This window comes from Nocardioides sp. Soil_C_8 (assembly GCF_057656315.1).
On sequence record NZ_JBDGKQ010000001.1, the window covers coordinates 194,743 to 220,640 of the forward strand.

29 protein-coding genes are annotated in these 25,898 nt (G+C 70.7%); 16 read left to right on the forward strand and 13 right to left on the reverse strand.

Annotated features, from left to right (window positions below; all coding sequences use genetic code 11):
• Positions 1 to 48: 48 nt before the first annotated feature.
• The 3 genes from AC3A3L_RS00975 to AC3A3L_RS00985 are packed head-to-tail and all read left to right on the forward strand — an operon-like array spanning position 49 to position 3,081.
• Complete coding sequence (locus tag AC3A3L_RS00975; RefSeq protein WP_487638161.1) at positions 49 to 903, forward strand: DUF2785 domain-containing protein; 855 nt, start codon at positions 49 to 51, stop codon at positions 901 to 903.
• 10 nt (positions 904 to 913) lie between these two features.
• Positions 914 to 2,590 (forward strand): acetolactate synthase, encoded by a 1,677-nt coding sequence (locus AC3A3L_RS00980; RefSeq protein WP_487638162.1) that lies wholly within the window; start codon positions 914 to 916, stop codon positions 2,588 to 2,590.
• Between the two features lie 11 nt (positions 2,591 to 2,601).
• A complete protein-coding gene (locus AC3A3L_RS00985) occupies positions 2,602 to 3,081 on the forward strand; it encodes a GNAT family N-acetyltransferase (RefSeq protein WP_487638163.1) in 480 nt (159 codons plus the stop codon).
• A 10-nt stretch (positions 3,082 to 3,091) separates the two neighbouring features.
• Here the strand turns inward: AC3A3L_RS00985 and AC3A3L_RS00990 are convergent, their stop codons facing one another.
• A complete protein-coding gene (locus AC3A3L_RS00990; RefSeq protein WP_487638164.1) occupies positions 3,092 to 4,504 on the reverse strand; it encodes a hypothetical protein in 1,413 nt (470 codons plus the stop codon).
• Entirely contained in the window at positions 4,501 to 5,001 is a 501-nt protein-coding gene (locus AC3A3L_RS00995) for a SigE family RNA polymerase sigma factor (RefSeq protein ID WP_487638165.1), read from the reverse strand. Before AC3A3L_RS00995 ends, AC3A3L_RS00990 begins: the two co-directional genes overlap by 4 nt.
• A 112-nt stretch (positions 5,002 to 5,113) precedes the next feature.
• Here AC3A3L_RS00995 and AC3A3L_RS01000 point away from each other — a divergent pair, with 112 nt between their 5' ends.
• From AC3A3L_RS01000 to AC3A3L_RS01010, 3 genes are all read left to right on the forward strand, one after another.
• Positions 5,114 to 5,491, forward strand: coding sequence for a thioesterase family protein (locus AC3A3L_RS01000; RefSeq protein WP_487638166.1), 378 nt, complete (start codon positions 5,114 to 5,116; stop codon positions 5,489 to 5,491).
• 434 nt (positions 5,492 to 5,925) lie between these two features.
• On the forward strand, positions 5,926 to 7,374 hold the full coding sequence (locus AC3A3L_RS01005) for a Fic family protein (protein ID WP_487638167.1): 1,449 nt from the start codon (positions 5,926 to 5,928) through the stop codon (positions 7,372 to 7,374).
• 150 nt (positions 7,375 to 7,524) lie between these two features.
• On the forward strand, positions 7,525 to 8,238 hold the full coding sequence (locus tag AC3A3L_RS01010) for a hypothetical protein (protein ID WP_487638168.1): 714 nt from the start codon (positions 7,525 to 7,527) through the stop codon (positions 8,236 to 8,238).
• Between the two features lie 112 nt (positions 8,239 to 8,350).
• Here the strand turns inward: AC3A3L_RS01010 and AC3A3L_RS01015 are convergent, their stop codons facing one another.
• Positions 8,351 to 9,481, reverse strand: coding sequence for an AbiH family protein (locus AC3A3L_RS01015; protein ID WP_487638169.1), 1,131 nt, complete (start codon positions 9,479 to 9,481; stop codon positions 8,351 to 8,353).
• Between the two features lie 531 nt (positions 9,482 to 10,012).
• Here AC3A3L_RS01015 and AC3A3L_RS01020 point away from each other — a divergent pair.
• Positions 10,013 to 11,287: a hypothetical protein gene (locus tag AC3A3L_RS01020; protein WP_487638170.1), complete on the forward strand. Its 1,275-nt coding sequence runs from the start codon at positions 10,013 to 10,015 to the stop codon at positions 11,285 to 11,287.
• Positions 11,288 to 11,356: 69 nt separating this feature from the next.
• On the opposite strand, the gene AC3A3L_RS01025 is transcribed toward AC3A3L_RS01020, so the two are convergent.
• The 6 genes from AC3A3L_RS01025 to AC3A3L_RS01050 all read right to left on the reverse strand — a co-directional run bounded on the left by AC3A3L_RS01025 (position 11,357) and on the right by AC3A3L_RS01050 (position 14,668).
• Entirely contained in the window at positions 11,357 to 11,431 is a 75-nt protein-coding gene (locus AC3A3L_RS01025; protein WP_369759046.1) for a 50S ribosomal protein bL37, read from the reverse strand.
• Positions 11,432 to 11,508: 77 nt separating this feature from the next.
• Positions 11,509 to 11,793: a mycothiol system anti-sigma-R factor gene (rsrA, locus tag AC3A3L_RS01030; protein ID WP_487638171.1), complete on the reverse strand. Its 285-nt coding sequence runs from the start codon at positions 11,791 to 11,793 to the stop codon at positions 11,509 to 11,511.
• Positions 11,790 to 12,449 (reverse strand): sigma-70 family RNA polymerase sigma factor, encoded by a 660-nt coding sequence (locus AC3A3L_RS01035; protein WP_487638172.1) that lies wholly within the window; start codon positions 12,447 to 12,449, stop codon positions 11,790 to 11,792. Before AC3A3L_RS01035 ends, rsrA begins: the two co-directional genes overlap by 4 nt.
• Before the next feature lie 63 nt (positions 12,450 to 12,512).
• The gene (locus tag AC3A3L_RS01040) at positions 12,513 to 13,175 is read right to left on the reverse strand and encodes an alpha/beta hydrolase family protein (RefSeq protein ID WP_487638173.1); all 663 of its coding nucleotides are present in this window, start codon (positions 13,173 to 13,175) and stop codon (positions 12,513 to 12,515) included.
• Complete coding sequence (locus AC3A3L_RS01045) at positions 13,172 to 13,924, reverse strand: SOS response-associated peptidase (protein ID WP_487638174.1); 753 nt, start codon at positions 13,922 to 13,924, stop codon at positions 13,172 to 13,174. Before AC3A3L_RS01045 ends, AC3A3L_RS01040 begins: the two co-directional genes overlap by 4 nt.
• A 39-nt stretch (positions 13,925 to 13,963) precedes the next feature.
• Entirely contained in the window at positions 13,964 to 14,668 is a 705-nt protein-coding gene (locus AC3A3L_RS01050) for a hypothetical protein (RefSeq protein ID WP_487638175.1), read from the reverse strand.
• Between the two features lie 259 nt (positions 14,669 to 14,927).
• Between AC3A3L_RS01050 and AC3A3L_RS01055 the strand changes: the two genes are divergently transcribed.
• Genes AC3A3L_RS01055 through rsgA form a run of 4 tightly spaced genes read left to right on the forward strand, consistent with a single transcriptional unit; the run spans position 14,928 to position 19,574 of the window.
• Positions 14,928 to 16,664, forward strand: a complete 1,737-nt coding sequence (locus tag AC3A3L_RS01055) for a sigma-70 family RNA polymerase sigma factor (protein ID WP_487638176.1) — start codon at positions 14,928 to 14,930, stop codon at positions 16,662 to 16,664.
• Positions 16,665 to 16,722: 58 nt separating this feature from the next.
• Positions 16,723 to 17,253 (forward strand): DoxX family membrane protein, encoded by a 531-nt coding sequence (locus AC3A3L_RS01060; protein ID WP_487638177.1) that lies wholly within the window; start codon positions 16,723 to 16,725, stop codon positions 17,251 to 17,253.
• A gap of 18 nt (positions 17,254 to 17,271) precedes the next feature.
• Positions 17,272 to 18,561, forward strand: coding sequence for a 3-phosphoshikimate 1-carboxyvinyltransferase (gene aroA, locus AC3A3L_RS01065; protein ID WP_487638178.1), 1,290 nt, complete (start codon positions 17,272 to 17,274; stop codon positions 18,559 to 18,561).
• On the forward strand, positions 18,558 to 19,574 hold the full coding sequence (gene rsgA, locus AC3A3L_RS01070) for a ribosome small subunit-dependent GTPase A (RefSeq protein WP_487638179.1): 1,017 nt from the start codon (positions 18,558 to 18,560) through the stop codon (positions 19,572 to 19,574). The genes aroA and rsgA overlap by 4 nt, the downstream gene beginning before the upstream one ends.
• Before the next feature lie 13 nt (positions 19,575 to 19,587).
• Here the strand turns inward: rsgA and AC3A3L_RS01075 are convergent, their stop codons facing one another.
• Positions 19,588 to 20,049: a DUF2231 domain-containing protein gene (locus tag AC3A3L_RS01075; RefSeq protein ID WP_487638180.1), complete on the reverse strand. Its 462-nt coding sequence runs from the start codon at positions 20,047 to 20,049 to the stop codon at positions 19,588 to 19,590.
• A gap of 41 nt (positions 20,050 to 20,090) precedes the next feature.
• Between AC3A3L_RS01075 and AC3A3L_RS01080 the strand changes: the two genes are divergently transcribed.
• The 3 genes from AC3A3L_RS01080 to AC3A3L_RS01090 all read left to right on the forward strand — a co-directional run bounded on the left by AC3A3L_RS01080 (position 20,091) and on the right by AC3A3L_RS01090 (position 21,892).
• On the forward strand, positions 20,091 to 20,981 hold the full coding sequence (locus AC3A3L_RS01080; RefSeq protein ID WP_487638181.1) for an inositol monophosphatase family protein: 891 nt from the start codon (positions 20,091 to 20,093) through the stop codon (positions 20,979 to 20,981).
• 84 nt (positions 20,982 to 21,065) lie between these two features.
• Positions 21,066 to 21,497: a CBS domain-containing protein gene (locus AC3A3L_RS01085; protein WP_487638182.1), complete on the forward strand. Its 432-nt coding sequence runs from the start codon at positions 21,066 to 21,068 to the stop codon at positions 21,495 to 21,497.
• Between the two features lie 53 nt (positions 21,498 to 21,550).
• The gene (locus tag AC3A3L_RS01090; RefSeq protein ID WP_268110693.1) at positions 21,551 to 21,892 is read left to right on the forward strand and encodes an FKBP-type peptidyl-prolyl cis-trans isomerase; all 342 of its coding nucleotides are present in this window, start codon (positions 21,551 to 21,553) and stop codon (positions 21,890 to 21,892) included.
• A 15-nt stretch (positions 21,893 to 21,907) separates the two neighbouring features.
• Here AC3A3L_RS01090 and AC3A3L_RS01095 read toward each other — a convergent pair whose 3' ends face one another.
• Positions 21,908 to 22,591, reverse strand: coding sequence for a response regulator transcription factor (locus tag AC3A3L_RS01095; RefSeq protein WP_487638183.1), 684 nt, complete (start codon positions 22,589 to 22,591; stop codon positions 21,908 to 21,910).
• Positions 22,588 to 23,751: a sensor histidine kinase gene (locus AC3A3L_RS01100; RefSeq protein ID WP_487638184.1), complete on the reverse strand. Its 1,164-nt coding sequence runs from the start codon at positions 23,749 to 23,751 to the stop codon at positions 22,588 to 22,590. Before AC3A3L_RS01100 ends, AC3A3L_RS01095 begins: the two co-directional genes overlap by 4 nt.
• A gap of 139 nt (positions 23,752 to 23,890) precedes the next feature.
• On the opposite strand from AC3A3L_RS01100, the gene AC3A3L_RS01105 reads away from it, so the two are divergent.
• Both AC3A3L_RS01105 and AC3A3L_RS01110 read left to right on the forward strand, forming a co-directional pair.
• Complete coding sequence (locus AC3A3L_RS01105) at positions 23,891 to 24,787, forward strand: ABC transporter ATP-binding protein (protein WP_487638185.1); 897 nt, start codon at positions 23,891 to 23,893, stop codon at positions 24,785 to 24,787.
• Entirely contained in the window at positions 24,784 to 25,596 is an 813-nt protein-coding gene (locus tag AC3A3L_RS01110) for a hypothetical protein (RefSeq protein WP_487638186.1), read from the forward strand. The genes AC3A3L_RS01105 and AC3A3L_RS01110 overlap by 4 nt, the downstream gene beginning before the upstream one ends.
• Positions 25,597 to 25,629: 33 nt before the next feature.
• Here AC3A3L_RS01110 and AC3A3L_RS01115 read toward each other — a convergent pair whose 3' ends face one another.
• Entirely contained in the window at positions 25,630 to 25,884 is a 255-nt protein-coding gene (locus AC3A3L_RS01115; RefSeq protein WP_487638187.1) for an RNA-binding S4 domain-containing protein, read from the reverse strand.
• Between the last annotated feature and the right edge of the window lie 14 nt (positions 25,885 to 25,898).

Here is a 25,898-nt window from a genome sequence, read left to right on the forward strand (position 1 = left end):
GGCGACCGGACTGGAGCGGTGTCCGGGGCGGCTGGCAGGATGGCCCCCATGTCGCTCGGGTACTGGGACCAGGTGCAAGCCGCCGGGTTCGAGGTCCCCTCGGACCGTCCGCTCGACGAGCTCACGGCCGAGCTCACCTCGATGCTCGGGTCGACCCGTCCCGAGGTCCGCGACGGCACCGCCTTCCCCGCCCTCGCCACCTGGATCGGCAACGGCGTCTACGACGACCTGCTCGCGGGGCTCGGGGACGGGATGGTCGCCGGGCTCGCGGTCGGGCTCGGCGAGGACGGCACCGACAGCGTCTTCCGCCGCAGCTTCAGCGCGCTGATCCTGGGCGCGTGCATCGAGCGTGACAACGACCGCCACCTGCTGCCGGGGGCGAAGATCCTCGAGTGGGGCGACCGGGCCGCGACCTGGTTCCTCACCGAGCGCGACACCCGCGGCTACGTCCTCGACAAGGGCTGGGCACACACGATCGCCCACGGCGCCGACACGCTCGGCGCCCTCGGGGAGTCGCACCACCTCACCGGTGCCGAGCACGCGGTGCTCCTCGACATCGTGGCCGAGCGGCTGCTCGAGCAGCCGGCCGATGCTCCCCTGGCCTCGGGCGAGCCGGACCGCATCGCCGCCGCGGTGATGCAGATCCTGCGACGCGACACCCTCGGCGTCGACGCCCTCGAGCCGTGGGTGCACCGCATCGGTGCCGCGGCCAACCCCTACCGCGGCCCGGTCGACCACGACCCCTACGCCGCCACCGCGGCCCCGCAGGACTTCCTCCGCGCCCTCTTCCTGCACCTCTCCCTGGGTCACGACCAGCCCGCCGTGCGGCCCGACCTGCTCCTCGTGGTGATCGACGCACTGCGGATGACCAACGCTCCCTACCTGCGAGTAGACACCCGCTAACCTGCGGGACATGAGCAGCAGCGAGATCTCCGGTCACAGCGGCGAGCTGGCCGTGCACGTCGCCCGCGCCCACGGGGTGGAGACGATGTTCACCCTCTCCGGCGCCCACGTGTTCCCGATGTACGACGGCGCGGTCAAGGTCAACCAGGAGGGCGAGGCGCCGCAGATGCGGCTGCTCGACGTACGCCACGAGCAGACCGCCGCCTTCGCGGCGGAGGCGACCGGCAAGCTCACCCGAGTGCCCGGGCTGGCGGTGCTCACGGCCGGCCCCGGTGTCACCAACGGCATCAGCGCGATCGCCCAGGCCCAGTTCGCCGGCTCCCCGATGGTCGTGGTCGGTGGCCGCGCCCCCCAGAACCGCTGGGGCACCGGGTCGCTCCAGGAGCTCGACCAGCCGCCGATCGTCGCGCCGGTCGCGAAGGCCGCGAGGACCCTCATGACCGCGGGCGACGTCGCTGCCGGCGTCGACGAGGCGTTCACCCTGGCGCGCTCGAGCCACCGCGGCCCCGTGTTCGTCGACGTGCCGATGGACGAGTTCTTCAACTCGGCCTCGGGCACCGTCGGTTCGGGCGAGGGCACCCGCATCGAGCCCGACGGGGAGGCGATCGCCACGATCGCCGGCCTGCTGGCGCGGTCGCAGCGCCCCGTCCTCATCCTCGGCACCGACGTGTGGGCCGACCACGCCGAGGAGGCCGCGCTGCGCTTCGTGGAGGACCTCGGCATCCCGACCCTCACCAACGGGATGGGCCGGGGCGTCATCCCCGGCGGCCACCGCTCGCTCGTCACCAAAGCCCGTGGCGCCGCCCTGTCCGGCGCGGACCTGGTCGTCGTGGTCGGCACCCCCCTCGACTTCCGTCTCGGCTACGGCGCCTTCGGCGGCCCCGACAAGAACCCGACCGGCGAGTTCGCCCGGGTGGTCCACATCGCCGACTCCCCCGGCCAGGTCTCCGGCCACGCCGAGCTCGCCGCGTCCGTCGCGGGCGACCTCACCACGGTCCTCGACGGCTTGCAGAAGGCGATCGAGGGAGGCGACAAGCCCGACTGGCAGGCGTGGGCCGACCAGCTGCGCGACCAGGTGCGGGCGGCCGCGGAGCGGGACGCGCAGCTCCTCACCGCCGAGGCCGACCCGATCCACCCCGCCCGCATCTACGGTGAGCTGGTCCCCCGCCTCGCGGACGACTCGGTCGTGATCGGCGACGGCGGCGACTTCGTCTCCTTCGCCGGCAAGTACGTCGAGCCGAAGCGGCCGGGGGGCTGGCTCGACCCCGGTCCCTACGGGTGCCTCGGCGCCGGTCTCGGTGCGGCGATCGCGGCCCGCATCGCGCGCCCGAGCGCCCAGGTCACCCTCCTCCTCGGCGACGGCGCGGCCGGGTTCTCCCTGATGGACGTCGACACCCTGGTACGCCACGACCTGCCGGTCGTCATGGTCATGGGCAACAACTCCGCGTGGGGCCTGGAGAAGGGCCCGATGCAGATGCTCTACGGCTACGACGTCGTCGCCGACCTCGCGCAGCGCACGCCGTACGACGACGTGGTCAAGGCGCTCGGCGGCGCGGGCGAGACGGTGACCGACCCGAGGCAGATCGGCCCGGCGCTCGACCGGGCCTACGCCGCCGGGGTGCCCTACCTCGTCAACGTCATCACCGACGTCGAGGCGGCCTACCCCCGCAACACCTTCGGCATCTGAGGTCCTCGGTCGTGGAGCTGCGCCGGATCCGCCCCGACGAGCACGCTGCTGCCGGCGACGTGTGCGTGGCGGCCTACGACCCCCTGCTCACCGGCGCCGAGGACGACTACCGCGAGCGGCTGCACGACGTGGCCACGCGTGACGCCCAGGCCGAGGTGTGGGTGGCCGTGGTGCAGGACCGGGTCGTCGGCGTCGTCACCTACTGCCCGCCGGGCTCGCCGTGGCGGGAGATCGGGCGTGCCGACGAGGGCGAGTTCCGGATGCTCGCGGTCGACCCGGCCGCGCAGGGTGGTGGAGCCGGGACGGCCCTGGCTCGCCTGTGCGAGGAGCGGGCGCGCGAGCACGGCGCGACCGGGATGGCGCTGTCGTCGCTGGCCACCATGACCGCCGCGCACACGGTGTACGGGCGCCTCGGCTACGGGCGCGACCCCGACCGCGACTGGTCACCGGTGCCCGGCGTGGACCTCCTGGCCTTCGCCAAGCGCTTCTGACCCGCCGCCGTCAGCAGCTCCGCACCGTCGAGGGGTCCTCGACGTCGTCGAAGCACACCGCGGCGCCCGGCAGGGCGAACGCCCGGTTGTTCGAGGTCATCTGCCAGGTCCACAGCTGCCAGGTGCCGTCGTCCGCGGTGACGGCCGAGACCACCGAGCCGTCCTGCGTCAACCAGGTGCGTACGTCGTCGGTGTCCTCCAGCGGCACCTCGCCGACCGGCTCCAGGGCGACGATCCGGTCGCCACGCTGCACCAGCAGCCGGACCAGCGCGGAGTCGGAGGCGGACGACACGAGCACGGACGCGCCGTCGGAGAAGACCCCTGAGGGCTGCACCGTCGCGACCCGCGGGTCCGGGACGTCGAGCTCGCGCCGCACGGTGCGCCCGTCCGACCCGGTGACCACGAGCTGCGGCGGGTCACCGGTCTCGACACGCATCGAGAACGGGTAGCCGCCGGTCACCTGGGCGCTCTCCCCGACGCCCACCGTCCCGGAGGCGGGCGACAGGTCCGGGACCTGGTCACCCGAGCCCGGACGACAGTCGCGGATGTCGAACACCTGCTCCTTGCAGCCGGCCGGCTCGGGGCGCAGCACGCCGTCCTCGTCGAGGCGCCACTCCCACGTGTCGAGCACCACCCCCGGAGACTGCGTCGAGGTCATGCCGGCGCGTGCGAAGGACTCCTCCGACCGGCCGGAGAACAGGCTGCCGTCCTCGATCCAGTACTGGTGGACGCGGTAGCGGTCGTAGAGCTCGGTCTGGCTGCCCGGGACCTGCACGCTGCCGCGCAGCAGCAGGTCGGGGACCTCCGGCACGACCTGCACCAGCAGGCCGTCGCGCAGGTCGAAGACGAGCGGCGCTCCGCCGTCGCCGATCCCGGACTCGAAGTCGGGGTCGAAGACGACCAGCTCCTGGTCGCCGTCCCCGTCGGCGTCGACGACCCCCTCGGCCGTCACCCCGATGGTCGTCGACGTCACCTGGACCACGCCGTAGGCCTCCTCCCCCGTGCCGGTGAGGGTCGTCTGCAGGCGTATCCTGCCGTCGTAGTCCTTGGTCTTCTCGGCCAGGAACTCGACCCTCTCCTTCCTCCCGTCGCCGTCGAGGTCCACCCGGGCGGGGGTCGACTCGGGACCGGCGCCCCAGTCGCGCCCGACGTCCGCAGGCAGCTCGAGCTCAACCCGCTCGTCGGGCTTCGGGGCGACGTCGTCGGAGCGCGGGTCGCGGGCGAGGCCCTGGACGACGACCCCGAGGACCAGGAGGACCACGGCGGCAGTCGCCAGCAGCACCCACGGCGACTGCCAGCGCGGGCCCACGTCCACCACGGGCGTCAGCGGTCGAAGGTCCTCGGGCCGGACCAGCTCGGCCCGGGCGCTCAGGGCGGCGCGGAGCCGCTCCTCCATCTCCGAGACGGTCTCAGGCGTGCTCATCGCTCCCCCTCTCCCGAGGTCGCCGTGGACTTCATGGCCTTCTCCAGCGCGACGAGCGCGCGGCTCGCCGTCGACTTCACGGTCCCCTGGCTGATGTCGAGGGTCCGGGCGATCTCGGCCTCGGACAGGTTCGACCAGTAGCGCAGCACCAGGACCTCCCGCTGCCGGGGAGCGAGCTGCTGCAGCGCCGCGATGACTTCCCGGTGCTCCTCCGCCAGCACCGCGCTGTCCTCGGGCGAGAATGGCGACAGGTCGTGGGGTGGGGAGTACGCCCGCGCCGTACGACGCCTCCGCAGCGCGGAGCGGGCCGTGTTGACCACCGAGACCCGCAGGTAGGCCAGTGCCTTCGACGGGTCCTTCACCGCGTCCGGGCGACGGGCGAGCGCCGCGAACGCGTCCTGGACGACGTCCTCCGCCGAGGCGAAGTCGTCGACCAGCAGCACGGCCAGCCGCACCAGCGGGAGCCGGTGGGCGGCGTAGAGCTCGGTGATGTCCACCGCGGGCTCCGTCCCGATCCCCACCCCTGCTGCCCCCGCGCTCATGTCTGGTAGACGTGTGTGAGTCCCTCAGGTTGCCCCATCGATCGCACATTTCCCGGAAGGCCTGCCCATGCCGCAGCTCGAACCCGCCACGCTGACGTTCGTCGTCACCGACGACGACACCGCCGCGGCCGTCGGCAGCGGCTCGCTGCCCGTGCTCGGCACCCCGCGGCTGCTGGCGTGGCTCGAGGCCGCGACGTGCGCGTCCGTCGCGCCGGCACTCCCCGACGGATCGACCAGCGTCGGCACCCGGGTCCAGGTCGAGCACCTCGCAGCGAGCCCGATCGGCGCCGAGGTCGAGGTCAGCGCGTCCAGCGCCTACGAGGACGGCCGGCTCCACCGCTTCACGGTGAGCGCCCGCGACACTGCCAGCGGCAAGGTCCTCGCCGCCGGGGAGATCACCCGCGTGGTCGTCGACGCCGAGCGGTTCATGTCGCGCCTGGGCTGAGGTCTCGGGGTTCCGGGGCGCTACGGGGTCATGGGTTGCGCACGGGGAACCTGGTCACCCCGCCCCAGACCCAAGGGTGTCTCGCAGGCGCTGCGAAGCGCCCAGAATGACATGCCTCGCGCCCGTTCGATGGAGGCTCGGTCGGTGCGTAGCAAGTTGCCACCTCGAGTCTCGTCCGGCAGCGAAGCTGTCCTTCCGAACAGGTGCAGCCTTCTGATCGTGGCCTGATCGATGGCCGCTCCGCGACTGTTGGACGCGACACGACCAGTCGCGATGGCCGCCAGGACCCGCTCACCGACGGAGTCGACGTCACTCGGCGCGCCCCAGTCGTGATGGACGCGCTCCACGCAACGAGATCGTGGACTCATGCGGACGGCGACGAAATTCGGAGCGGTCGCACGGCGAAAAGGCAGTTCGCATGGTTTCGTGGTCCCGTGAGCTCTGATGCGCAGCCGGTCGCAGGCCTTCCTGCCGATTCCCTCATCGGAACCCCCTACCTGCTGCCTGAGGACGTTGCCTCGTCCAAGACCATCGGCCTGCTTGGTAAGACCGAGGCCGAGATCGCTGAGCGGCTAAAGAAGGTAAGAGGCGAGCTCGCGAAAGTGAAGCTCCGAGACGATACCTCTGCTGTCCAGTCCACTCGTGAGATTTTTGAGAGCAATCAGATTGAGGGGCTTGGTCCCGATCTGAGTGGCACATGGGAGGTTCTACAGAGTCCGACTGCTGGTGACATGGCAGCCAATGTTGACCACGAACTCATGACGCGCTCGATTGCCGGGGACCGTGACATGCGTGCGGTCCTTTCGCTCCATGGCGCTCGCTTACTGGCCCGTCAGGTCCAAGAGGACATTGCCAAGGGACGGCCGCTCACGGAGGCCGACCTTCGGGGACTCCACTCGATCATCTGCGCCGGGGAGGGACACGAGGGCCAGTACAAGAGGTGGCACGTCCAGATCGGCGGCGAAAACCCCCACGAACCTCATCTACCCGTGGATGTTGGCGCATCGATGTACCAGTTGGCGGAGTGGTTTCGTGAGTCGCAAGGGGGATCTGGGATCTTACGCGCGGCCGCGGCTCACGCATGGCTCACGCACATTCACCCATTCGAAGACGGGAACGGCCGCCTCGCGCGATTGCTCGCCAACATAGCTCTAGCGCAGGCTGGCCTTCCGCCGGCCATCGTCAAGAGTTCCAGCCAGCGAGGGCCATACCTCGACGCTCTCCGTCACTCGGATGATGGTGGAGACATTCTGCCGCTCGGCGGACTCTTCCTCAACACGTTAAAGCGCTACATCAAAGAGGTCGAGCGCCCCCGCTTCCTTCAGGAGGTCTTCCAGGATGAATTGCGGCGTCGTGGAGCGAGCTTCTATGACTGGTGGAGCCGAGAGTTCGAAGACTTCCTCGAATCACTCAACGCCGAGTTGGGTCTACGGCGTCTGCGCCCTATCAGGTCGGGTCGTATCGACTTCGAGTCTTTCCGCCAGATTCAGCAGCTCCGTCCAGACGGAAATGCTTGGCTCGAAGTCGTCCAAGACTCAGTAGATCGCGAGGTGTTGATGTGGTTCGGCTACCCATCGCAAACCATGAGACAGCGCATGGGCAAGAGTCTTCTTAGCCCGTCGATCTATATTTCGGTCCCTGGCCCTAGTTGGAGTCTTCAGCGCTATCGACGAGCTAGGGCGTTCGAGGCAGGCGGTCTCAAAGAAATTGCGATCATCCCTGCAGTTCCGACGAGGGTCTATATTCTCGTCGACGACGACGCTCGTGGCGAGCGTCTCCGTCAGGGCGGGATCGACGACGGCACCGACGAGATCGCGACGCGACTAGCGGAGGCGATCGCTAGCCAGCCTATTCCGAACTGGGTTCAGCGCATGCGACCTTAGCTCGGCCGCCACTGGCCGGACTTTAACTGTGTGAGCCCGAGCTGCCGGACTGCCATGCAGCCACCCGCGCGGTCGAGGAGCTCGGACGGCGGTGCCATACCCCGCAGGGTCTCGAAGCCAAACGATCGATGATCTGGGATACTGAGTGTCATGTCTGAAGAATCCTATGAAGCTGACTCCCTATCAGAACTGATGGACCAAATTCAGACTCACCCCGGCACCCTGGCTCGTCGCGCTTGGGACTCGCTGATGGACATCCACGTTGTGATGATGACAAACCAAGGTGAACTGCTGCGCTTCATTAGCGAAGTCGAGCGTCCTGACGGTCTCGCGGTAACGATGGTGAGCAATGTGGGTCCAGAGGAGCCTAGAAGGGACTTGTTCCGCGAGCTGATACGACTCCTCCATAACTACGTCGCGAGCGCTGGGACGCTGGTTGACCATACTCGGAATCTTGTGCGTCGATATCAGGAAACGGATACGTACGCTGAGTATCAGTTGCGCCAAGGGGCGATGGTCTCGAATGAGGTCGTACCATTCGTCTCGAAGTTGAGGAATTACGTTCTCCACGTTGGGATCCCAGCGATTGGCGTCTCCCACAAATTTCAGGATGGAGCCGAGAGCTCTACGACATTCATCGACAGGGATCAAGCCCTCGAGTGGCGCGACTGGCCACAAGCGGCACGAAGCTACTTGGAGTCTCAGGACACCCAGATCGCGCTACAAGCCGTTGTCGACGAGTACGCCACCGTCATCGAGGGTCTGTATCGATGGCTCTACGACCAGTTCGAGACCTTGCATGGCGAGGATGTTGCTGCAGCAAACCGTCTGATCCGCACGCTCCATGCCAGGACTGGACCGTAGCTTCCGGCCGGGCTGTGCTCGTGGCGATGCGAACCTCCGCACTGTTGCGAGGCTGACCCATTCCGCCCTTGGAGAAGCCGCCGCCGACACTCGGGACTACTGTCCGCGTCTGCTACTGGCGGGTGTTGAGAAAAGCACGAGGGGTCGTGTCGTCGTAGAGAACAACGTGAACCTGTTCAGCCAGCGCCCCTCGGTCTGGGTCCTCCCCTGAAACCTGGGCAGCGTCGAGAAATCGCTCCTTGACCGAGCTGACGTTCTCAAGGCCTGCGTGCTGCCGGCGGTAAATGATCAGCTCGGCCTTCTCTTCCTCAACCTGACCTGGGCTGTTTCCTCCGTCAGAGGGCAGCGTCTGCCTCTTTGTGCTTCGGAGGCCGCGAACAATGTTGCGCCACCACCAGCCGTCACTGTCGCCTAACGAGCAGCCAAAAATCACAAACAGGTCGGCCTGCAGGAAGTGGTTCCGGTAGAGGGTGTGCGCCTGCGACCAGTACGGTTTCTCGAGGCGTCGCGCATCGCTCCTGGCTTGCTGTTTGTAGTTGTCTTTAGCATCTACGCCAAACAAGAGCGAGCGTGGAGTACTGAGGACACCGTGCGGGTGGATGACGTTGGTCACGACATAGCCCGAATAACCCGCGTCGGGCTGGGCTCCCGGATTCCAGTGGCTGAGTGGATCATTCTTAAACAGGAAGTTGGTGTCGACTGTACTGTGCTTGAGGGGGTCAAATTGAATCTGATCGAGGTAGACGTAGTCGTCCAGTAGCGTCGTGTAGTTGAAGTTGACGAATTGGAAGTTAAAGAGGTCGTAGTGGCCAACCCGCCGGGGGAAATTCAGTGACAGGAAGTCTTCACGTGAGACGATGTCACCGAGGAACTCGGACAAGGTTCGAAGACTCCAGTTGTTGTTAGCAGCATCCGACCCGACCTGGTCTAGGAGGCTGCTCGGCGCAACGCCTTGGAGAAATTGGGCGAACTCGGCCTGCACGGCGCGTAGGTCACTGAGAATCTGTCCCGGAGCGTGGGGTTTTGCAATCATCGCGCCCACGGCCGCCTCGATGTCGCTCCAGTTGCTATGGCCACCAGTTTGCTCGTGGAGCAGCAACTCGTTCTTCATATGCTGAAAGAGAACATTTTCGTGGTCGAACCCCCGCATCAGCAGGTAGTAGTAGAACGTTTCGTATCGCGAGTCAATCGGATGCCCGTAGTCCTTCACGGTTTGTATATCGAATCCGTTGCCGACGAGCACCATTACATTGTGTTGCCGACGGAGTCTGTCGAATTCATCTCGCGTGTAACGGACGAATCCAGGGCCAGAGCCGTTCTGCCTCGGGTCGTCGATTTGGGCGTTGTGAACCCATGACATTCAAACTCCTCACGTCGGACTGCGGAGGACATGGTAGATGGGTTTCACTGATCGAGGGTGCGTATGCAGTCGAATGACGGCGTACCAGAGATAGGCGGCCGCGGATCATCGGACGCAGCGGCCGCGAGTGCGTCTCGAGGTGAGTCTTTCCGCCGCTAACGAGCGACGCCTGGCCCTCGGACTCATGTATCGGCGAAGCATTGCCGGTCGAACATTTGTTCGATAGTATCAGGCATGCGCCGCCCACTCCCTGACCCCGAGCCGCCTTTGGCGGCCGATGAGGCGTCGGCGAGGGAGCTGCTGGAGTGCGCCACGCGAGCCCTTCGCAATCGCCGACTGGCTGAGGTCGCCGAGCTCCAGCTGGCAATCCAGTGGGCGATCGTCCACGGACACCCGCACGACGATCGTGACCCGATGGTCACTCCCGGAGGTGACGGGACTCCCCCGCTGCGCGAGCACGCGGTGCCCGAGCTCGCGATGGTCCGCGAGACCCACCCCGCCACCACGCGCGCATTGATCGCCGACGGGCTCGACCTCGTCCACCGGCTGCCGCTCACCTGGGCCGTCGTCGAAGCCGGCGACTGCGAGCCCTGGGTCGCCCGCAAGGTCGCCGTGCTCTCCCGCGCCCTGCTCTCCGAGCACGTCGGCCGCGTCGACCGAGCCATCGCGAAGGCCATCCGCGGGCACGCGCCCTCGACCGTCCTCGAGATCGCCCGTGCCAAGGTGATCGAGGCCGACCCGGAGACCCACCGCGCCGAGCGCGAACGGTCCCGCCACGAGCGCTACGTCCGCCTCTCCCGCGCCGACGAGCTCGGCTACCGCCATGTCATCGCCCGCGTCACCGCCGGCGACGCCGCCTGGATCGACGCCATGGTCGAGCGCGTGGCCCAGATCCTCGCCCAGACGATGGGCCACGACCACAACCACGACGAACTCCGCTCCCTCGCCATGGGCTGGCTCGCCCGACCCGTCGACCTCCTCAAGCTCCTCCTCGACCACACCCGCACTGGCGTCGACACCGACACCGACGCCGAGTCCGGCGAGGCGACCGGTGCGCCCGAGCAGCCGGCGTGGGCACCCGACCACCTGGCCCACACCGTGGACCGCCTGTGTTCCCTCCCCGCCCGCAAGCTGGCCATGCTTCGCGGCCGCGGACGCCTCTTCGTCCACCTCACCGACCACGCCCTCCGCACCGGGCAGGGAGTCGCCCGGATCGAAGGCGTCGGCCCCATCGACGTACACCAGCTCCACGAAATCCTCGGCCACGGCGACATCACCCTCACCCCCGTCCTCGACCTCCAGCAGCGCCGCCGCGTCGACGCCTACGAGCACCCCGAGACGGTCAAGGACCACGTCTGGACCCAGACCGGCGGCGACTGCTTCCCCTACACCCCACGCACCGCCACCCGCGACGGCGTCGACTACGACCACGCCATCCCCTACGACGACACCGGCCCACCCGACCAGACCGGCCCCCACAACTCCGGCCCCCTCCGCCGCAGCCACCACCGCACCAAGACCCACGGCGGCTTCACGACCCGCGTCGTCGGCCCCGGCCGCCACCTCTGGCGCACGCCGCACGGCCGCGCGTTCCTCGTCGACCACACCGGCACGACCCGGCTGACCGAGCAGCAGGGCAGAGCGATGGCCGAGGCCATCGACGACGGCGTCGAGCTCTACTTCACGTAGGTCGACCCCGGACATGCAGAAGTCCCCGCCGGGGCGGGGACTTCTACGAGTTGACGGCGCGGGTGCGCGTCAGGCGTTGGGGCGCTTGCCGTGGTTCGCGCCCTTCTTCTTGCGAGCGCGGCGCTTGCGTCCGGTCTTGCCCATGGTGGTCCTCCTGGAATCGGTGCTCGGAGCAGTGTCTCAAATCCACCCGGAGGCGGCGAATCGGGTGTGCCCGAGGCTCAGGCGTTGCCCTCGGTGATCTGGACCCGGACCTCGCGCAGCTGCAGGCGTACGCGGTCGCGCAGTGACTCCGGTGCGTGCTCGGAGCAGGATCGCGCGACGAGCTGCTTGACCGCACGCTGCAGGTCGTAGCGCTCGAGGCACGGGCCGCACTCGCGCAGGTGCATCTCCACGACGGCGCAGTCGGCCTGGTCGAGCTCGTTGTCGATCAGGTAGACGATGCGCTCGATGTAGTCGACGCAGTCCTCCTTCTCGCCTCCCATGTCGTGCTCGTGGCTGCTCACGACTCGCTCCCCTCTCCCGGTCCGGGCACGGTGGACGCCGGCAGCAGGTCGTTGGCCCGCACGTAGTCGGCCAGCATGTCGCGCAGCTGTCGCCGGCCGCGGTGCAGACGGGACATCACGGTGCCGATCGGGGTGTCCATGATCTCGGCGATCTCCTTGTAGGGGAACCCCTCGACGTCGGCGAGGTAGACCGCGAGGCGGAACTCCTCGGGCAGGCGCTGGAGCGCGTCCTTGACCTCCGAGTCGGGCAGGTGCTCGAGCGCCTCCATCTCGGCGGACCGGAGGCCGGTGGATGAGTGCGACTCCGCCCGGGCGAGCTGCCAGTCCTCGACGTCCTCCGACATCGACTGCTGCGGCTGGCGCTGCTTCTTGCGGTAGGAGTTGATGTAGGTGTTGGTGAGGATGCGGTAGAGCCAGGCCTTGAGGTTGGTGCCGGGCTTGAACTGGTGGAAGGCGCTGTAGGCCTTGGCGAAGGTCTCCTGCACCAGGTCCTCGGCGTCGGCGGGGTTGCGGGTCATCCGCATCGCCGCGCCGTAGAGCTGGTCGAGGTACGGCAGGGCGTCGCGCTCGAAGCGCGCGGAGCGCTGGTCGGGAGACTCGTCCTCGACGGCGACCTCTGCAGGTGGGGACATCTCGTCCCGGAGCGATTCAGTCATCGCCTCCCACAGTACCGCCGTGGGTCGATCGAGGGTCATTGCAGTCACGATGACCAGAACACCTCACCCCCGCCGGGGATTCCCGACCACCTCGCGCACCAGCCACTCGAGCGTCGACTCGACCACGATCCCCATGGCCTCGTCCTGGTCGATCTCCCCGCGCGCCGGGACCTTGAGGGCGTGGTCGGCGCCCGGTACGACGACCAGGTCGAGGCCGTCGAGGTCGCCGGGGAACTCCTCGGGCCGCCCCATCGGGTCGCGCTCCCCCTGCACCACGAGCGTGGGCAGGCCGACCGCCTCCAGCTCCGGCAGCCGGGTCGGCTCGGTCTTCCCCGGCGCGTGCAGGGGGAAGGACAGGGCCAGGCATCCCGTGGCCCCCAGCGCGCGCGCCGTACGAGCCGCGGACCGTGCGCCCGCCGACCGACCGCCCACGACGAGGGGGGTACGCACCCGCATCACGTCGGCGGCGCAGCGGAGCGCCGCGTCGAGGGTCGGCGGCGCGGTCGCGATCTTGCGGCCCGCGACCCGCCACGGCTGCTCGAACAGGACCACGGAGACGCCCTGCGCGGGCAGGGCGTCCGCGAGCGCCCACAGGTCACGGGCGTCGACGCCCCCGCCGGCCCCGTGGCTCAGCAGCAGCGTCGCCATCGGACTCGTGGCGCGGCGCGTGTGCAGGCGGCCCTCACCGTGAGGGGTGTCGACCGTCCGGACGGAGGGCTTCTTCACTCGACGTCCTCCAGGGGCAGCGGCTCGACGAGCTCGGGTCCGTTGTTGCGCACGTTGCTCACCAGGGTCGGCACGGGGAAGGCCTCCAGGCGGCCGGGGGCCGCGGGCAGCAGCAGCGAGGTGTCACCGGGGTGGGTCGGGTCGAGCCACTCGTGCCAGCGCTCCCGCTCCACCATCAGCGGCATCCGGTCGTGGATGTGGCCCAGCGAGTCCTCGGCCTGCGTGGTGAGCACCGTGCACGTCCAGCGGAACCGGGCCGGGTCGTCCTCGGCCTTCGTGGGATCGCGCCAGATCTCGTAGAGCCCGGCCATGGCGAGCACGCCGCCGTCCTTGGGCCGGATGAAGAAGGGCTGCTTGACCGGCTTGCCCTTCGCGTTGGTGCGCGACGTCGGGTACCACTCGAAGTAGCCGTCGGCCGGCAGCAGCGCCCGCCGGGTGGCGAAGGCCTTGCGGTAGGCGGGCTTCTCCGCCACGGTCTCCATCCGGGCGTTGATCATCCGGTTGCCGATCGAGGGGTCCTTGGCCCAGGACGGGACGAGACCCCACGTCAGGACCCGCAGCTGGCGCTGCGGCTCCTCCCCGGCCTGCCCCGACTCCCGCGAGGGTGGCCGCTCGACCACGGCGTAGACCTCCTTGGTCGGCGCCACGTTGTAGTCGGCCGCCAGCGGCGCAGCGATGCGCGTCTCGACGACCTCGAACTCCTCGACGAGGTCGTCCGGGGTCCGGGACGAGGCGTAGCGACCGCACACGGGACACACCCTAGGGGAGCACCGCGCAAGCGGGTCGTCTCAGCCGCGGGCCAGCTCGTCGAGCAGCATCCCCGCCACGGCGTCGGTGGACGGGAGCCCCTCGATCCAGACGCGGACAGGTGTGTGCGGCTCGGCCCCGTCGAGCAGGGTGCGCAGGACCCGGACGCGACGGCCGAGGTGGGCGTCGCGCCGGGTCAGGATCCCCACCCGGTGCAGGCCCAGGCGGGCGACGGTCTCGTCGCGGGCGAACGCCGTTCGGGCGAGCTCCCCGGAGCGCGCCAGGCGCATCGCACGGGTGAAGTGGTCGCCGGGCTCGTCCGACGGGTCGTCGCCGGACGGCATCTCGAACACGACGAGGGCGTAGCCGCCGATGCCGGCCTCCGTCCCGGCGCCGCCGAGGCGGTAGACCTCCGACAGCCGGCTGCGCAGGTGGGCCTGGCTGGACAGCCCCGTGAGCGGGTCCTCGCAGGAGAGCTGGTTGAGGTAGCCCAGCGTGGTCTCGCTCCAGGCGGTGAGGAGCGCTGTGACGACGTCGTACGACGGGTCGTCGCCGGTCAGCACCTGCCACGTGGCGCGCAGCCCCGCGAGCGTCTCCTCGACGGACGCCCCGTCGCGGGCCAGCTCCTGGCCCGCGACGGAGCAGACACCGATGATGTCCGATCCTGAGGTGAGCGCCTCCCCGACAGCCTCGAACCGGTGCGGCAACCCCGACCGCTCGACGGTGGTGGTGTCCGGCTCGCTCACCCCAGGATCGGCAGCCGCGACTCGCCGCCCCCGAGTGGCGAAGATCTTCACGGCATACCCCCTCCGGGTCCCCCAGCAGTGACGTTCCTGTTCCGTTCTGTGGGTGTGACGGTCCTCATGAGGGCGTATGACGCGGTCTGGGCCGATTTTCTCGTTTCTTCACTTTCCCGGGTCGGCGACGCCCCGGCGGGGCTACAGTCGGAAGGCCCGGCGACCGCCGGGCGGGTCCCCGGAAGCGTCCAACCGGAAGCGTCGAACCATGAGCGTGGCCACCAGCGTCGAGGCGCCCAGCGACGCCGAGCTGATCTCGGCCGTCCGCGGCGGGGACCTCGATGCCTACGGCACGCTGTTCGAGCGCCATGTCGACGCGGCCCGTCGGCTCGCGCGCCAGCTCGTCCCCGCAGGCGACGCCGAGGACCTGGTGTCCGAGGCGTTCGTCAAGGTGCTCGGGGTGCTGCAGCGCGGCGGCGGCCCCGACCTCGCCTTCCGTGCCTATCTCCTCACCTCCGTACGTCGGCTCCAGGTCGACCGCTTCCGGGCCGGGGCCCGGCTCCACACCACCGACGACATGGAGGCCTTCGACCCGGGGGTGCCGTTCCGCGACACGGCGGTCGAGGGCTTCGAGAGCGCCGCCGCCGCGGCAGCGTTCGCCAGCCTCCCCGAGCGCTGGCAGCTCGTGCTCTGGCACATGGAGGTGGAGGGCGACAAGCCCGCCGACATCGCGCCGATGCTCGGGATGAGCGCCAACTCGGTCTCGGCGCTCGCCTACCGCGCCCGCGAGGGACTACGCCAGGCCTTCCTGACCCAGCACGCCGCGGAGCTCGACGAGGATGCCTGCCGCTGGACCCACGGACAGCTCGGTGCCTACGTCCGCGGCGCGTCCTCCCGACGCGACGCGACGAGGGTGGAGCACCACCTCGACGAGTGCCGCTCGTGCATGGCGATCTACCTCGAGCTGACGGAGGTCAACTCGAACCTCGGCGCTCTGCTCGCTCCCCTGCTCCTCGGCGGCGTCGCGACCGCCTACCTCGGCACCACCGCGGTGACCGCCGCGGCCCCAGTCGGATTCGGGGCGGTGCTGGGCCGGGTTCGCGACGTCCTGACCGGCAACGCCGGCACTGCCGCGGTCGCCGGCGTGGCGGTGAGCACCGTCGTCGTCGCGGGCGGCGTCGCGCTCAGCCTGCGCGGACCCGACGCACCGGTCTCGGCGCCGACCCGCGACGCGACCTCCGAGAGCTCGCTGGTGACGACCCGTGACGGCGACTCCCCCGCCACCGGTGACCGGTCGCCGCAGAGCCTGCGCCTCCGCTCCGGCCCGCCGGCGCGCGTCTCCCCGCCCGGCGACACCGACGTCACACCCGGCTCGGTGCCCGGCACCGACGTCGTTCCGGGGTCCGACCCCGCGCAGGACACCGACCCGACGCAGGGCAGCACCGACCCGCAGGACACCACTCCGGGCCAGACGACCGACCCGACGACCAACCCGACGACCGACCCGACGTCGAACCCCACGAACAACCCCACGTCGGACCCGACCGACAACCCCACGAACAACCCGACCTCGAACCCGACGTCCAACCCCACGTCCAACCCCACCAACAACCCCACGTCCAACCCGACCACGAACCCGACCACCAACCCGACCACCAACCCTTCCCCGACCCAGGAGCCGACCACGCAGCCGCCGCCCGCCGACGCGTCGGTGTCCGGCAGCGTCGGCGGGGCCATGCCGACGTACACCGTCGTGGTGCGGGTGGCCGGGCTCGGCGGAGGGACCGCGCAGCTGCGGATCGAGGGCATCGACGCGCAGGTGGTCCGCACGGGCGACGGACGGTGCACCGCGGTCAAGATCGTGGCCACGTGCCAGGTCTCCGGCGACACGTCCGTCGCCGTCGAGATCGTGGTGCCGCAGGGCGGCTCCGTGGTAGCGACGGTGACCCCGTCCGGGAGCGATCCCGACGCCGGCAACAACACCTGGCGCGCGTCGCTCGGCTGACGTATGCGCACCCCTGCGGACGGAGCGTCCTCCACACGCATCGTGTAGACAGGGAGCCATGACGATCACCCGGTTGCTCGCACGTCCCATGCTGGCCACGATCTTCGTCGCCGGCGGCATCAACGCCCTCCGCAACACCGAGGGCCATGCGGCCAAGGCGAAGAAGCTGACCGACAAGGTGGTACCGGTCGCGCAGCAGGCCGTGCCGAAGGCGCCGATCCCCACCGACCCCGCCACGCTGGTCCGGATCAACGCCGGCGCCCAGATCCTCGCCGCTGCCGCGCTGGCCACCGGGCGCGCGCCGCGGCTCAGCGCGAGCGTGCTGGCGGCCTCGCTCGTCCCGACGACCCTCGCCGGCCACGCCTTCTGGAACGAATCCGACCCCCAGGCCAGGAACGCCCAGCGCCTGCAGTTCTACAAGAACACCTCCGTCCTCGGCGGCCTCCTGCTGGCCGCGGTCGACACCGAGGGCAAGCCCGGACTGGCCTGGCGCGCCCGCCGCGCCGCCGCCGACGTGCGTCGCGAGGCCAGGCAGGTCGCCAAGGACGCCCGCCGCGAGGCAAAGCTCGCCAAGGCCCAGCTGACCTGACCTCGATAGGGTGCGCGGGTGAGCGACCTCTGGCCGGCCCCGCGCCCCACCGACCCCGTCCAGCGGGTCATCGCCCTGCCCGGCAGCAAGTCCCTGACCAACCGCGCGCTCGTGCTCGCCGCGGTCGCCGAGGGGTCCAGCGTCGTACGCCGTCCGCTGCGCTCGCGCGACACCCTCCTCATGGCTGCCGCGCTCACCTCGCTCGGCACGGCGATCGAGGACACCGGCGGCCCCGGAGCCGGCGACTGGCTCGTCACGCCCGCCGCCTGGGACCGCGACGCGGACGTCGACTGCGGTCTCGCCGGCACGGTGATGCGGTTCGTCCCACCCGTCGTCGGGCTGGCGCAGGGCACGGTCCGGTTCGACGGCGACCCCCACATGCGGCTGCGCCCCGTCGGCCAGATGCTGACCGCCCTCGGGGCGCTCGGCGTGCAGGTCGACGACGGCGGCCGGGGCGCGCTTCCGTTCGCGGTGCACGGCACGGGGTCCGTGCCGGGCGGCACGGTGACCATCGACGCGAGCGCCTCGTCGCAGTTCGTCTCGGCCCTGCTGCTCGCGGGTGCCCGCTACGACCACGGCGTCGACGTGCGCCACGTCGGCAAGCCGGTGCCATCGCTCCCCCACATCGAGATGACCGTGCAGATGCTGCGGCAGCACGGCGTCGAGGTCGACGACGGCGACGCCAACAGGTGGGCGGTTGCGGCCGGTCCGGTCCGCGCCGTCGACCACGACATCGAGCCCGACCTCTCCAACGCGGCGCCGTTCCTGGCGCTCGCGGCCGCCACCGGCGGCCGGGTCACCGTCACCGACTGGCCGGCCGCCACCACGCAGCCGGGCGACGAGCTGCGCGAGATCCTCACCCTCATGGGGTGCGAGGTGACGCTGGCCGACGGCGACCTCACGGTGGTCGGTCCGGAGCGACTCAGCGGCGTCGACCTCGACCTCCACGACGTGGGCGAGCTGACGCCGGCGGTCGCCGCCCTCTGCGCCCTCGCCGACTCCCCCTCCCACCTCCGGGGGGTCGCGCACATCCGCGGCCACGAGACCGACCGGATCACCGCGCTGGCGACCGAGCTCGGCCGGCTCGGGGCCGACGTCACCGAGCGTGAGGACGGCCTCGCGATCCGGCCGGCGACCCTGCACGGCGGCACGTTCCACACCTACGCCGACCACCGCATGGCCCACGCCGGCGTCATCCTCGGCCTCGCGGTCGACGACGTGCTGGTCGAGGACGTCGCCACCACCTCCAAGACCTTCCCCGACTTCGCCGCCGCGTGGAGCCGGGCCGTCCTGGGGACGTCCCCGTGACGGGTCGCTACTCCGAGCACGACCACGAGCACTACGAGCGACCGCGCCGCCGCACCCGGCCGCGCACCAAGGACCGGCCCACCTACGACGACGCCGTCGACGGGCGCGTCGTCACCGTCGACCGCGGACGCTTCACGCTGCTCGTCGATGGCCACCGGGTGATGGCGATGAAGTCCCGCCCCCTCGGCCGCAAGGGCGTCGTCGTCGGCGACCACGTCCGGGTCGTCGGGGACACCAGCGGCGCCGACGGGTCGCTGGCCCGCATCGTGGAGGTCGTCGAGCGCACGACCACGCTGCGGCGCACCGCCGACGACGACGACCCGGTCGAGCGGGTCATCGTCTCCAACGCCGACCAGCTGGTCGTGGTCACGGCGCTCGCCGACCCCGAGCCGCGTCCGCGGCTGATCGACCGCGCGCTGGTGGCGGCGTACGACGCCGGGATGGCGCCGCTGCTGTGCCTGACGAAGGCCGACCTGGCCGACCCCGAGACGCTGCTCTCGACCTACCGCTCGCTCGGCGTGCCCTGGGTGGTGACCCAGCTCAAGGGCGAGGGTGCCGGCGACCTCGCGGAGCTGCGCGAGCGGCTGCAGGGCCGTACGAGCGTGCTCGTGGGCCACAGCGGCGTCGGCAAGTCGACCCTCGTCAACGCCCTCGTCCCCGACGCGGGACGCGAGGTCGGCATCGTCAACGCCGTGACGGGCCGGGGCCGGCACACCTCCACGAGCGCGTACCTCCTCGAGCTGCCCGGGGAGGACGGTCGCGGCGACGGCTGGATCATCGACACCCCCGGCATCCGGTCGTTCGGGCTCGCCCACGTGCAGCCGGAGAACCTCATCGAGGCGTTCCCCGACCTCGACGAGATGACCGAGAGCTGCCCGCGCGGCTGCACCCACGGCAGCGACGAGCCCGAGTGCGGGCTCGACGAGGCGGTCGAGGCGGGCGAGGCCGACCCGGACCGGGTCGAGTCCTTCCGCCGCCTGCTCGCCGCCCGCGAGGGCGCGAGCGACTGGTAGGTCCGAACCGCCGTCAGCCCCACACAGCCCGCGAGCCCGAGTCGCCGGCGAGGAACAGGGTGACGAGCAGGCCGACGGCGGTCACAGCGAGGAGGACGGCGACCGGGATCCCGAAGCGCGTGTCCCGCGCTCCCCTGCCGGACGCCAGCGCTGAGGCGCCGCCGAGCGCCCAGGCGCCGAGGCCGGCGACGACGACGTAGACCAGCGAGACGCTCCGCAGGTTCTCGCCCGCCTCCTCGTGGTCCTCGACGATCGGCGCGAGCTCGGGTCGCGAGGCCAGCAGGTCCTCGCCCGCCGCGACCGCGAGCAGCGCCGCGGCGGCAGTCACCGCGGCGAGCACCACGAGCGGCCACCGCAGCAGCCACCGCCACTTCGGCACGGCGGCATAGACGAGGCCGGTCAGTGCTGCCAGCGGGCCGAGGACGACGACTGCGTGCACGACGAGGGGGTGCAGCGGCACACCGTTGAGCTCCATGCGTGCAGGTTAGGGGGCGATGCTGGGAATAGCCTGTGGACATGCCCATCACCGGCTCCACCGACTACACCGACGACCTGCGTCTGGCCCACGTCCTGGCCGACGACGCGGACTCGCTGACCCAGGCCCGCTTCAAGGCGCTCGACCTGCACGTCATGAGCAAGCCCGACCTGACCCCGGTCACCGACGCCGACAAGGCCGTCGAGGAGGGCATCCGCCGCACGCTGTCACGCGTCCGCTCCCGCGACGCGGTCATCGGCGAGGAGCAGGGCACGACCGGGCACAGCCAGCGACGGTGGATCGTCGACCCGATCGACGGCACCAAGAACTTCGTGCGAGGGGTCCCGGTCTGGGCGACCCTCATCGCGCTCGCCGTCGAGGACGAGGTGGTGCTCGGGGTGGTGTCCGCGCCGCAGCTGCAGCGCCGGTGGTGGGCGTCGGTGGGCAACGGCGCCTGGACGGGCCGCTCGCTGCTCAAGGCCACCAAGTGCGAGGTGTCCGACGTACGCCGCCTCGAGGACGCGTCGCTGAGCTACTCCTCGCTCTCGGGCTGGGACGAGCGCGACCGCCTCGACGACTTCATCTCGCTGCAGCGCCGCTGCTGGCGCACCCGCGCCTACGGCGACTTCTGGTCCTACATGCTGCTCGCCGAGGGTGCCGTCGACATCGCCGCCGAGCCCGAGCTCGAGCTCTACGACATGGCAGCGCTCGACGTCATCGTGCGCGAGGCCGGCGGCCGGTTCACCTCGCTCGACGGCACCGACGGCCCGTGGGGCGGCAACGCACTTGCCTCCAACGGCCACCTCCACGACGCGGCGCTGTCCTTCCTCGGCGCGACGCACGACGATGACGACGACCCCGACGTGCCGCGCCGCGGACCCGGCTCGGTGAGCAGCCTCCGGGCCCGGCAGGCTCCTCCCGTGCCGGACTGAGGCGGGTCGTTCGCCCCTGTCCCTCGGTCGCGCGCTTGGCTACGGTGACCTCTCACCAGTTCTGCGCGACGAGAGGCGGGGATCATGAAGATCAAGGACGTCATCCAGCACAAGGGCAGCCAGGTGGTCGTGACCATCGGTCCGGACGCCACGGTGCGCGAGCTGGTCGCCCTGCTCGCGGAGCACAACGTCGGCGCGCTGGTGGTGAGCGAGGACGGCGAGAGCGTGACAGGGATCGTGAGCGAGCGCGACGTCGTACGCCGCCTGCACCAGGACGCCGCGGTGCTCGACCACGCCGTCAGCGCCATCATGACCGCCGACGTGCGGACCTGCTCGGGCGACGACGGCCTCACCGAGCTCATGCAGACCATGACCGAGCACCGCATCCGGCACGTCCCGGTGGTGGCCGACGGACGGCTGACCGGCATCATCAGCATCGGTGACGTGGTGAAGAACCGGATCGGCGAGCTCGAGTTCGAGCGCGACCAGCTCGACAGCTACGTGCACCAGACCTGACACACCCATCGATTGGAGCAATTGTGAGCGAGAAGCCTGACGTCGACCCGCACATGGGCGACGTGCCCGCCGACCTCGAGGTCACCGACCTCGTCGAGGGAGACGGCGCCGAGGCCACGTCCGGCTCCACCGTCTCGGTCCACTACGTCGGCGTCGCCCACTCCTCGGGCGAGGAGTTCGACGCGTCCTACAACCGCGGCACGCCCCTGCAGTTCCGGCTCGGCATCGGCCAGGTCATCTCCGGCTGGGACACCGGCGTGCAGGGCATGAAGGTCGGCGGCCGTCGCCGGCTGGTCATCCCGCCGCACCTCGGCTACGGCGACCGCGGCGCCGGCGGCGTCATCAAGCCGGGCGAGACGCTGATCTTCGTGGTGGACCTGCTCGAGGTCCGCTGACCGCCCGCCGATCACCTACGCCTGGGCGTCGTGGACCAGGATCGCGACCTGCACCCGGTTCTCGACGCCCAGCTTGGTGAACAGCCTCCCGACGTGCGTCTTCACCGTCGGCACACCCATGTAGAGCTCGGCCGCGATGTCGGCGTTGCTCAGGCCGCGGGCGACGGCGTGGGCGACGTCCCGCTCGCGCTCGGTGAGGCCGTCGAGGGCGGCGCGTGCGGACCGGGTGCGGTCCTGCTCGTCGGCGTCCTGGTCGTCGCGGGTGACGGCCGCGATCAGCTGGGCGGTCACGCTGGGCGAGAGCATCGGCTGGCCGGAGGCCACCGTGCGGATCGCCTCGACGAGCCGCGCGGGCGGGGTGTCCTTGAGCAGGAAGCCCGCTGCGCCGAGGCGGAGCGCCCGCAGCACCATGTCGTCGGTGTCGAAGGTCGTCAGCACGATGACCTTGAGGTCCGGGTCGGACGCCAGCAGCTCCTCGGTGGCGCTGAGCCCGTCGCGCACGGGCATCCGGATGTCCATCAGCACGACGTCGGCCTGCGCCGACGGCACGACCCGCAGGGCCTCCTCACCGTCGCTCGCCTCCGCGACGACGGCGAGGCCCGAGTTTCCCCCGAGCATCATCCGCAGCGCTGCTCGCACCATGGGGTCGTCGTCGACCACGACGAGCCGCACCACGTCCCCGTCGGTCGCCCCCGTCACGTGTCCCACGGTATCCACGCCCGCACCGCGTAGCCGCCGCCCGGGTCCGCCCCGTGGCTGATCCGACCGCCCGCGAGCGCGGCCCGCTCGGCCAGGCCCAGCAGGCCCAGCCCGGACGCCGGGAGGGTGGGCGACGCCGCCGGACCGACCGGCGCCGCGTTGCGCACCCCGATGACGAGGCCGTCGTCCTGGGAGCCTGCCACGTCCACCGTGACCGCGGTGCCCGGTGCGTGCTTGCGCACGTTGGTCAGGGCCTCCTGCACGATCCGGTAGGCGGTGCGTCCCGTGGCGGCCGGCACGTCGCCATCGACGCGGTCGGAGAGGCGTACGCGCATCCCGCCGGACTGCTCCTCCGACACCAGCGCCGCGATGTCGTCGAGACCGGGCTGGGGCCGCTCGGGCACGGCGTCGGCAGGCTGCGTCGGGTCGCGGAGCACACCCAGCACGGCCCGCAGGTCGGAGAGCGCCCGGTGGGCGTTCTCCTCGATGGACTTCGCGGCGCTCGCCCGCTCCTCCTCGCTCAGGTCGGCGCGATAGCCGAGCGCTCCGGCGTGCATCGCCACCAGCGAGATCCGGTGGGCGAGCACGTCGTGCATCTCGCGCGCGATGCGGGTGCGCTCGGCGGCGCGGGCCTGGGCCACGCGCGCCTGCTGCTCGCGCTCGGCGGTCAGCGCCCGCTCACGGTAGGAGTCGACGAGCTCGCGCTGCGACCCCATCGCGTACCCCGTGGCCACGAGGATGCCCGCGACGAGCAGGCCGAACAGGATGGAGGCCCACAGCGGCAGGACGTCGTCGCTGAGGCCGATCCGTTCCTGCACCACGCCGGCGAGCACGCTGATCGGTACGACGACGGCCAGCAGCCGCCAGCGCCTGCGGGAGGCGATGGAGCCGACGGCCCACGACGCAGGTCCGGCGCTGGACGACGAGACGAACGTGAAGAGGTTGAGGGTGACACCGACCGCGGCGGGATGGCGGTGGCGCCACCGGATCAGCACGAACGACGCCAGCCCGAGGATGGGGTCCCCCCACAGGAACCACGCCAGCCGGGCGTCCGGCACCCGCTCGGCCGCGGTCACCAGCGGGACGCCCCACGCGACCAGGCTGATGAAGGCCGCGAGCGAGTAGCGCCAGGTCGCCGCGAGCCGACCTGTCTCCACCATGCCCCGACCCTAGGCGCAGCCCCGGGACCCCCGCGTCCGACCAAGGTGTCGTCCGCGGCCGTTCAGCGATACCGAGGTCGGACCTCCCGGACCCTTCTGCCCGATGTCCGGGACCCCTGCCGCCACGCAGGCTGGAGCCATGATCAGAGTCGAGAACCTCACGAAGCGCTACGGCGGGTTCACCGCCGTCGACGACATCTCCTTCGAGGTCCGTCCCGGAAGCGTCGTCGGCTTCCTCGGACCCAACGGCGCGGGCAAGTCCACCGCCATGCGGATGATGACCGGGCTGACGCCACCCACCTCGGGCCGCGCGACCATCCTCGGTCAGCCCTACCGCGACCTGCACAACCCGGGCCGCCAGGTCGGGGTCATGCTCGACGCGTCCGCCCAGCACCCCGGCCGCACCGGCCGCGAGGTGCTGCGGGTGGCCGCAGTGTCGGTCGGCGTCTCGAAGGCCCGCGTCGAGGAGGCGCTCGCGCTCGTCGGCCTCACCGACGAGGAGGCCGGTCGGCGGGTCCGCAACTACTCCCTCGGGATGCGCCAGCGCCTCGGCATCGCTGCGGCGCTCCTCGGCGAGCCGCAGGTGCTCGTCCTGGACGAGCCCGCCAACGGCCTCGACCCGCAGGGCATCCACTGGATGCGCGGGCTGCTGCGGCGCTTCGCCGACGGCGGCGGGACCGTCCTGCTGTCGAGCCACCTGCTGCACGAGGTGCAGATCGTCGCCGACGACCTCGTGATGATCGGGCGCGGACGCATCGTCGCCATGGGCTCCAAGGAGGAGCTCCTGAGCCGCGGTGGCACCTCGGTGTCCTCCACCGACGACGCACGCCTGGCCCAGCTCCTCCAGGCCGCCGACGTGCCCGTCACCCGCACCGGCTCGGGCCTCGTCGTCGAGGCCGAGCCGCGCGTGGTCGGCGAGATCGCCGCCCGCGAGTCCGTCGTCCTCCTCGAGCTGCGGTCGGGCGGCTCGGAGGGCCTGGAGGAGATGTTCCTCGGCCTCACGGCCGCCACCTCTCGTGAAGGAGACGCAGCATGACCTCGCAGAGCGACACCACTGCCCCTGCCGTCGGCGGGACCGTCGACGGCGTACGCCCGGCAGCCCCGGTGGCGCTGGAGGGTCGCCCGGGCGTGCCCTTCGCCCGCACCTTCCAGGCCGAGCTGCGCAAGATGGTCGACACGCGGGCGGGTCGCTGGATGGTCATCGTGATGGCCGCGTCCGCCGCGATCATCCTGGCGGCGTTCGTCATCTGGGGACCTGCGGAGGACGCCTCCTTCCGCGGCCTGATCGAGCTGTCCACCCTCCCCCTCGCGATGCTCCTGCCGGTCCTCGGCATCATGGCCTCGACCGCCGAGTGGACCCAGCGCACCGGCCTGGTCACCTTCACCCTCGAGCCGCGTCGCGGCCGCGTGGTGCTCGCCAAGGCGCTGGCCGCCCTGGCCCTGGCCGTCGTGGTCCTCGCGGCCGCCATCGTGGCGTCGGCGCTGGCCAACGTCGTCGGTGGCACCGGCGAGTGGGACCTCACCGCCGCCGTCGGCGGCGGGCTGGTGCTCGCGCTGCTGGTCTACGTCCTGCAGGGGGTGGCGTTCGGGCTGCTGTTCCTCAACACCCCGGTCGCGATCGTCTCGGTGCTGGTCCTGCCGACCGTGTGGTCGATCGCCACGATGGCGATCTCCGCCCTCGAGGACGCCGGGAAGTGGCTCAACCTCGACGCCGTCATGCAGCCGCTGTTCGCCGGCGAGATGGCCGGCCAGGACTGGGCGCAGCTCGCGACCGCGAGCGGCGTGTGGGTCCTGCTGCCGCTGGCCATCGGCACGTGGCGAGTCCTCACCCGCGAGGTGAAGTAGCCGGGGGCGCTTCACCTCTCGCCGTCGCCACCCTCACCAGGGGACGTCGATCTCGACCTCCCCGTTGGCGACCCGGGCCGCCAGCCCGCCCAGCGTGACGACGTCACCCGGGACGAGCTGGCGGCCCCGTCGCGTCTCGACCTCCCCGTTGACCTGCACCGCCCCGTCCGCGATCACCGGCTTCGCCTCAGCGCCGGTCTCGACGAGGTTGGCGAGCTTGAGGAACTGGCCCAGCCGGATCGACTCGTCACGGATCGGGACGTCGACGGGCTCGCTGGTCGCTGGCATGTCTCTAGGGTAGG

What these genes read in the sequence shown, in the direction of transcription:
- AC3A3L_RS01020 (WP_487638170.1), top strand. Translation starts at nt 10,013, where the DNA reads ATGGTCACTCCCGGAGGTGACGGGACTCCCCCGCTGCGCGAGCACGCG.
- AC3A3L_RS01115 (WP_487638187.1), bottom strand. Translation starts at nt 25,884, where the DNA reads ATGCCAGCGACCAGCGAGCCCGTCGACGTCCCGATCCGTGACGAGTCG.
- AC3A3L_RS01100 (WP_487638184.1), bottom strand. Translation starts at nt 23,751, where the DNA reads ATGGTGGAGACAGGTCGGCTCGCGGCGACCTGGCGCTACTCGCTCGCG.
- AC3A3L_RS01000 (WP_487638166.1), top strand. Translation starts at nt 5,114, where the DNA reads ATGCCGCAGCTCGAACCCGCCACGCTGACGTTCGTCGTCACCGACGAC.
- AC3A3L_RS00990 (WP_487638164.1), bottom strand. Translation starts at nt 4,504, where the DNA reads ATGAGCACGCCTGAGACCGTCTCGGAGATGGAGGAGCGGCTCCGCGCC.
- AC3A3L_RS01060 (WP_487638177.1), top strand. Translation starts at nt 16,723, where the DNA reads ATGACGATCACCCGGTTGCTCGCACGTCCCATGCTGGCCACGATCTTC.
- AC3A3L_RS01085 (WP_487638182.1), top strand. Translation starts at nt 21,066, where the DNA reads ATGAAGATCAAGGACGTCATCCAGCACAAGGGCAGCCAGGTGGTCGTG.
- AC3A3L_RS01075 (WP_487638180.1), bottom strand. Translation starts at nt 20,049, where the DNA reads ATGGAGCTCAACGGTGTGCCGCTGCACCCCCTCGTCGTGCACGCAGTC.
- AC3A3L_RS00975 (WP_487638161.1), top strand. Translation starts at nt 49, where the DNA reads ATGTCGCTCGGGTACTGGGACCAGGTGCAAGCCGCCGGGTTCGAGGTC.
- AC3A3L_RS01010 (WP_487638168.1), top strand. Translation starts at nt 7,525, where the DNA reads ATGTCTGAAGAATCCTATGAAGCTGACTCCCTATCAGAACTGATGGAC.
- AC3A3L_RS01110 (WP_487638186.1), top strand. Translation starts at nt 24,784, where the DNA reads ATGACCTCGCAGAGCGACACCACTGCCCCTGCCGTCGGCGGGACCGTC.
- AC3A3L_RS01080 (WP_487638181.1), top strand. Translation starts at nt 20,091, where the DNA reads ATGCCCATCACCGGCTCCACCGACTACACCGACGACCTGCGTCTGGCC.
- AC3A3L_RS00980 (WP_487638162.1), top strand. Translation starts at nt 914, where the DNA reads ATGAGCAGCAGCGAGATCTCCGGTCACAGCGGCGAGCTGGCCGTGCAC.
- AC3A3L_RS01055 (WP_487638176.1), top strand. Translation starts at nt 14,928, where the DNA reads ATGAGCGTGGCCACCAGCGTCGAGGCGCCCAGCGACGCCGAGCTGATC.
- AC3A3L_RS01090 (WP_268110693.1), top strand. Translation starts at nt 21,551, where the DNA reads ATGGGCGACGTGCCCGCCGACCTCGAGGTCACCGACCTCGTCGAGGGA.
- AC3A3L_RS01035 (WP_487638172.1), bottom strand. Translation starts at nt 12,449, where the DNA reads ATGACTGAATCGCTCCGGGACGAGATGTCCCCACCTGCAGAGGTCGCC.
- AC3A3L_RS01105 (WP_487638185.1), top strand. Translation starts at nt 23,891, where the DNA reads ATGATCAGAGTCGAGAACCTCACGAAGCGCTACGGCGGGTTCACCGCC.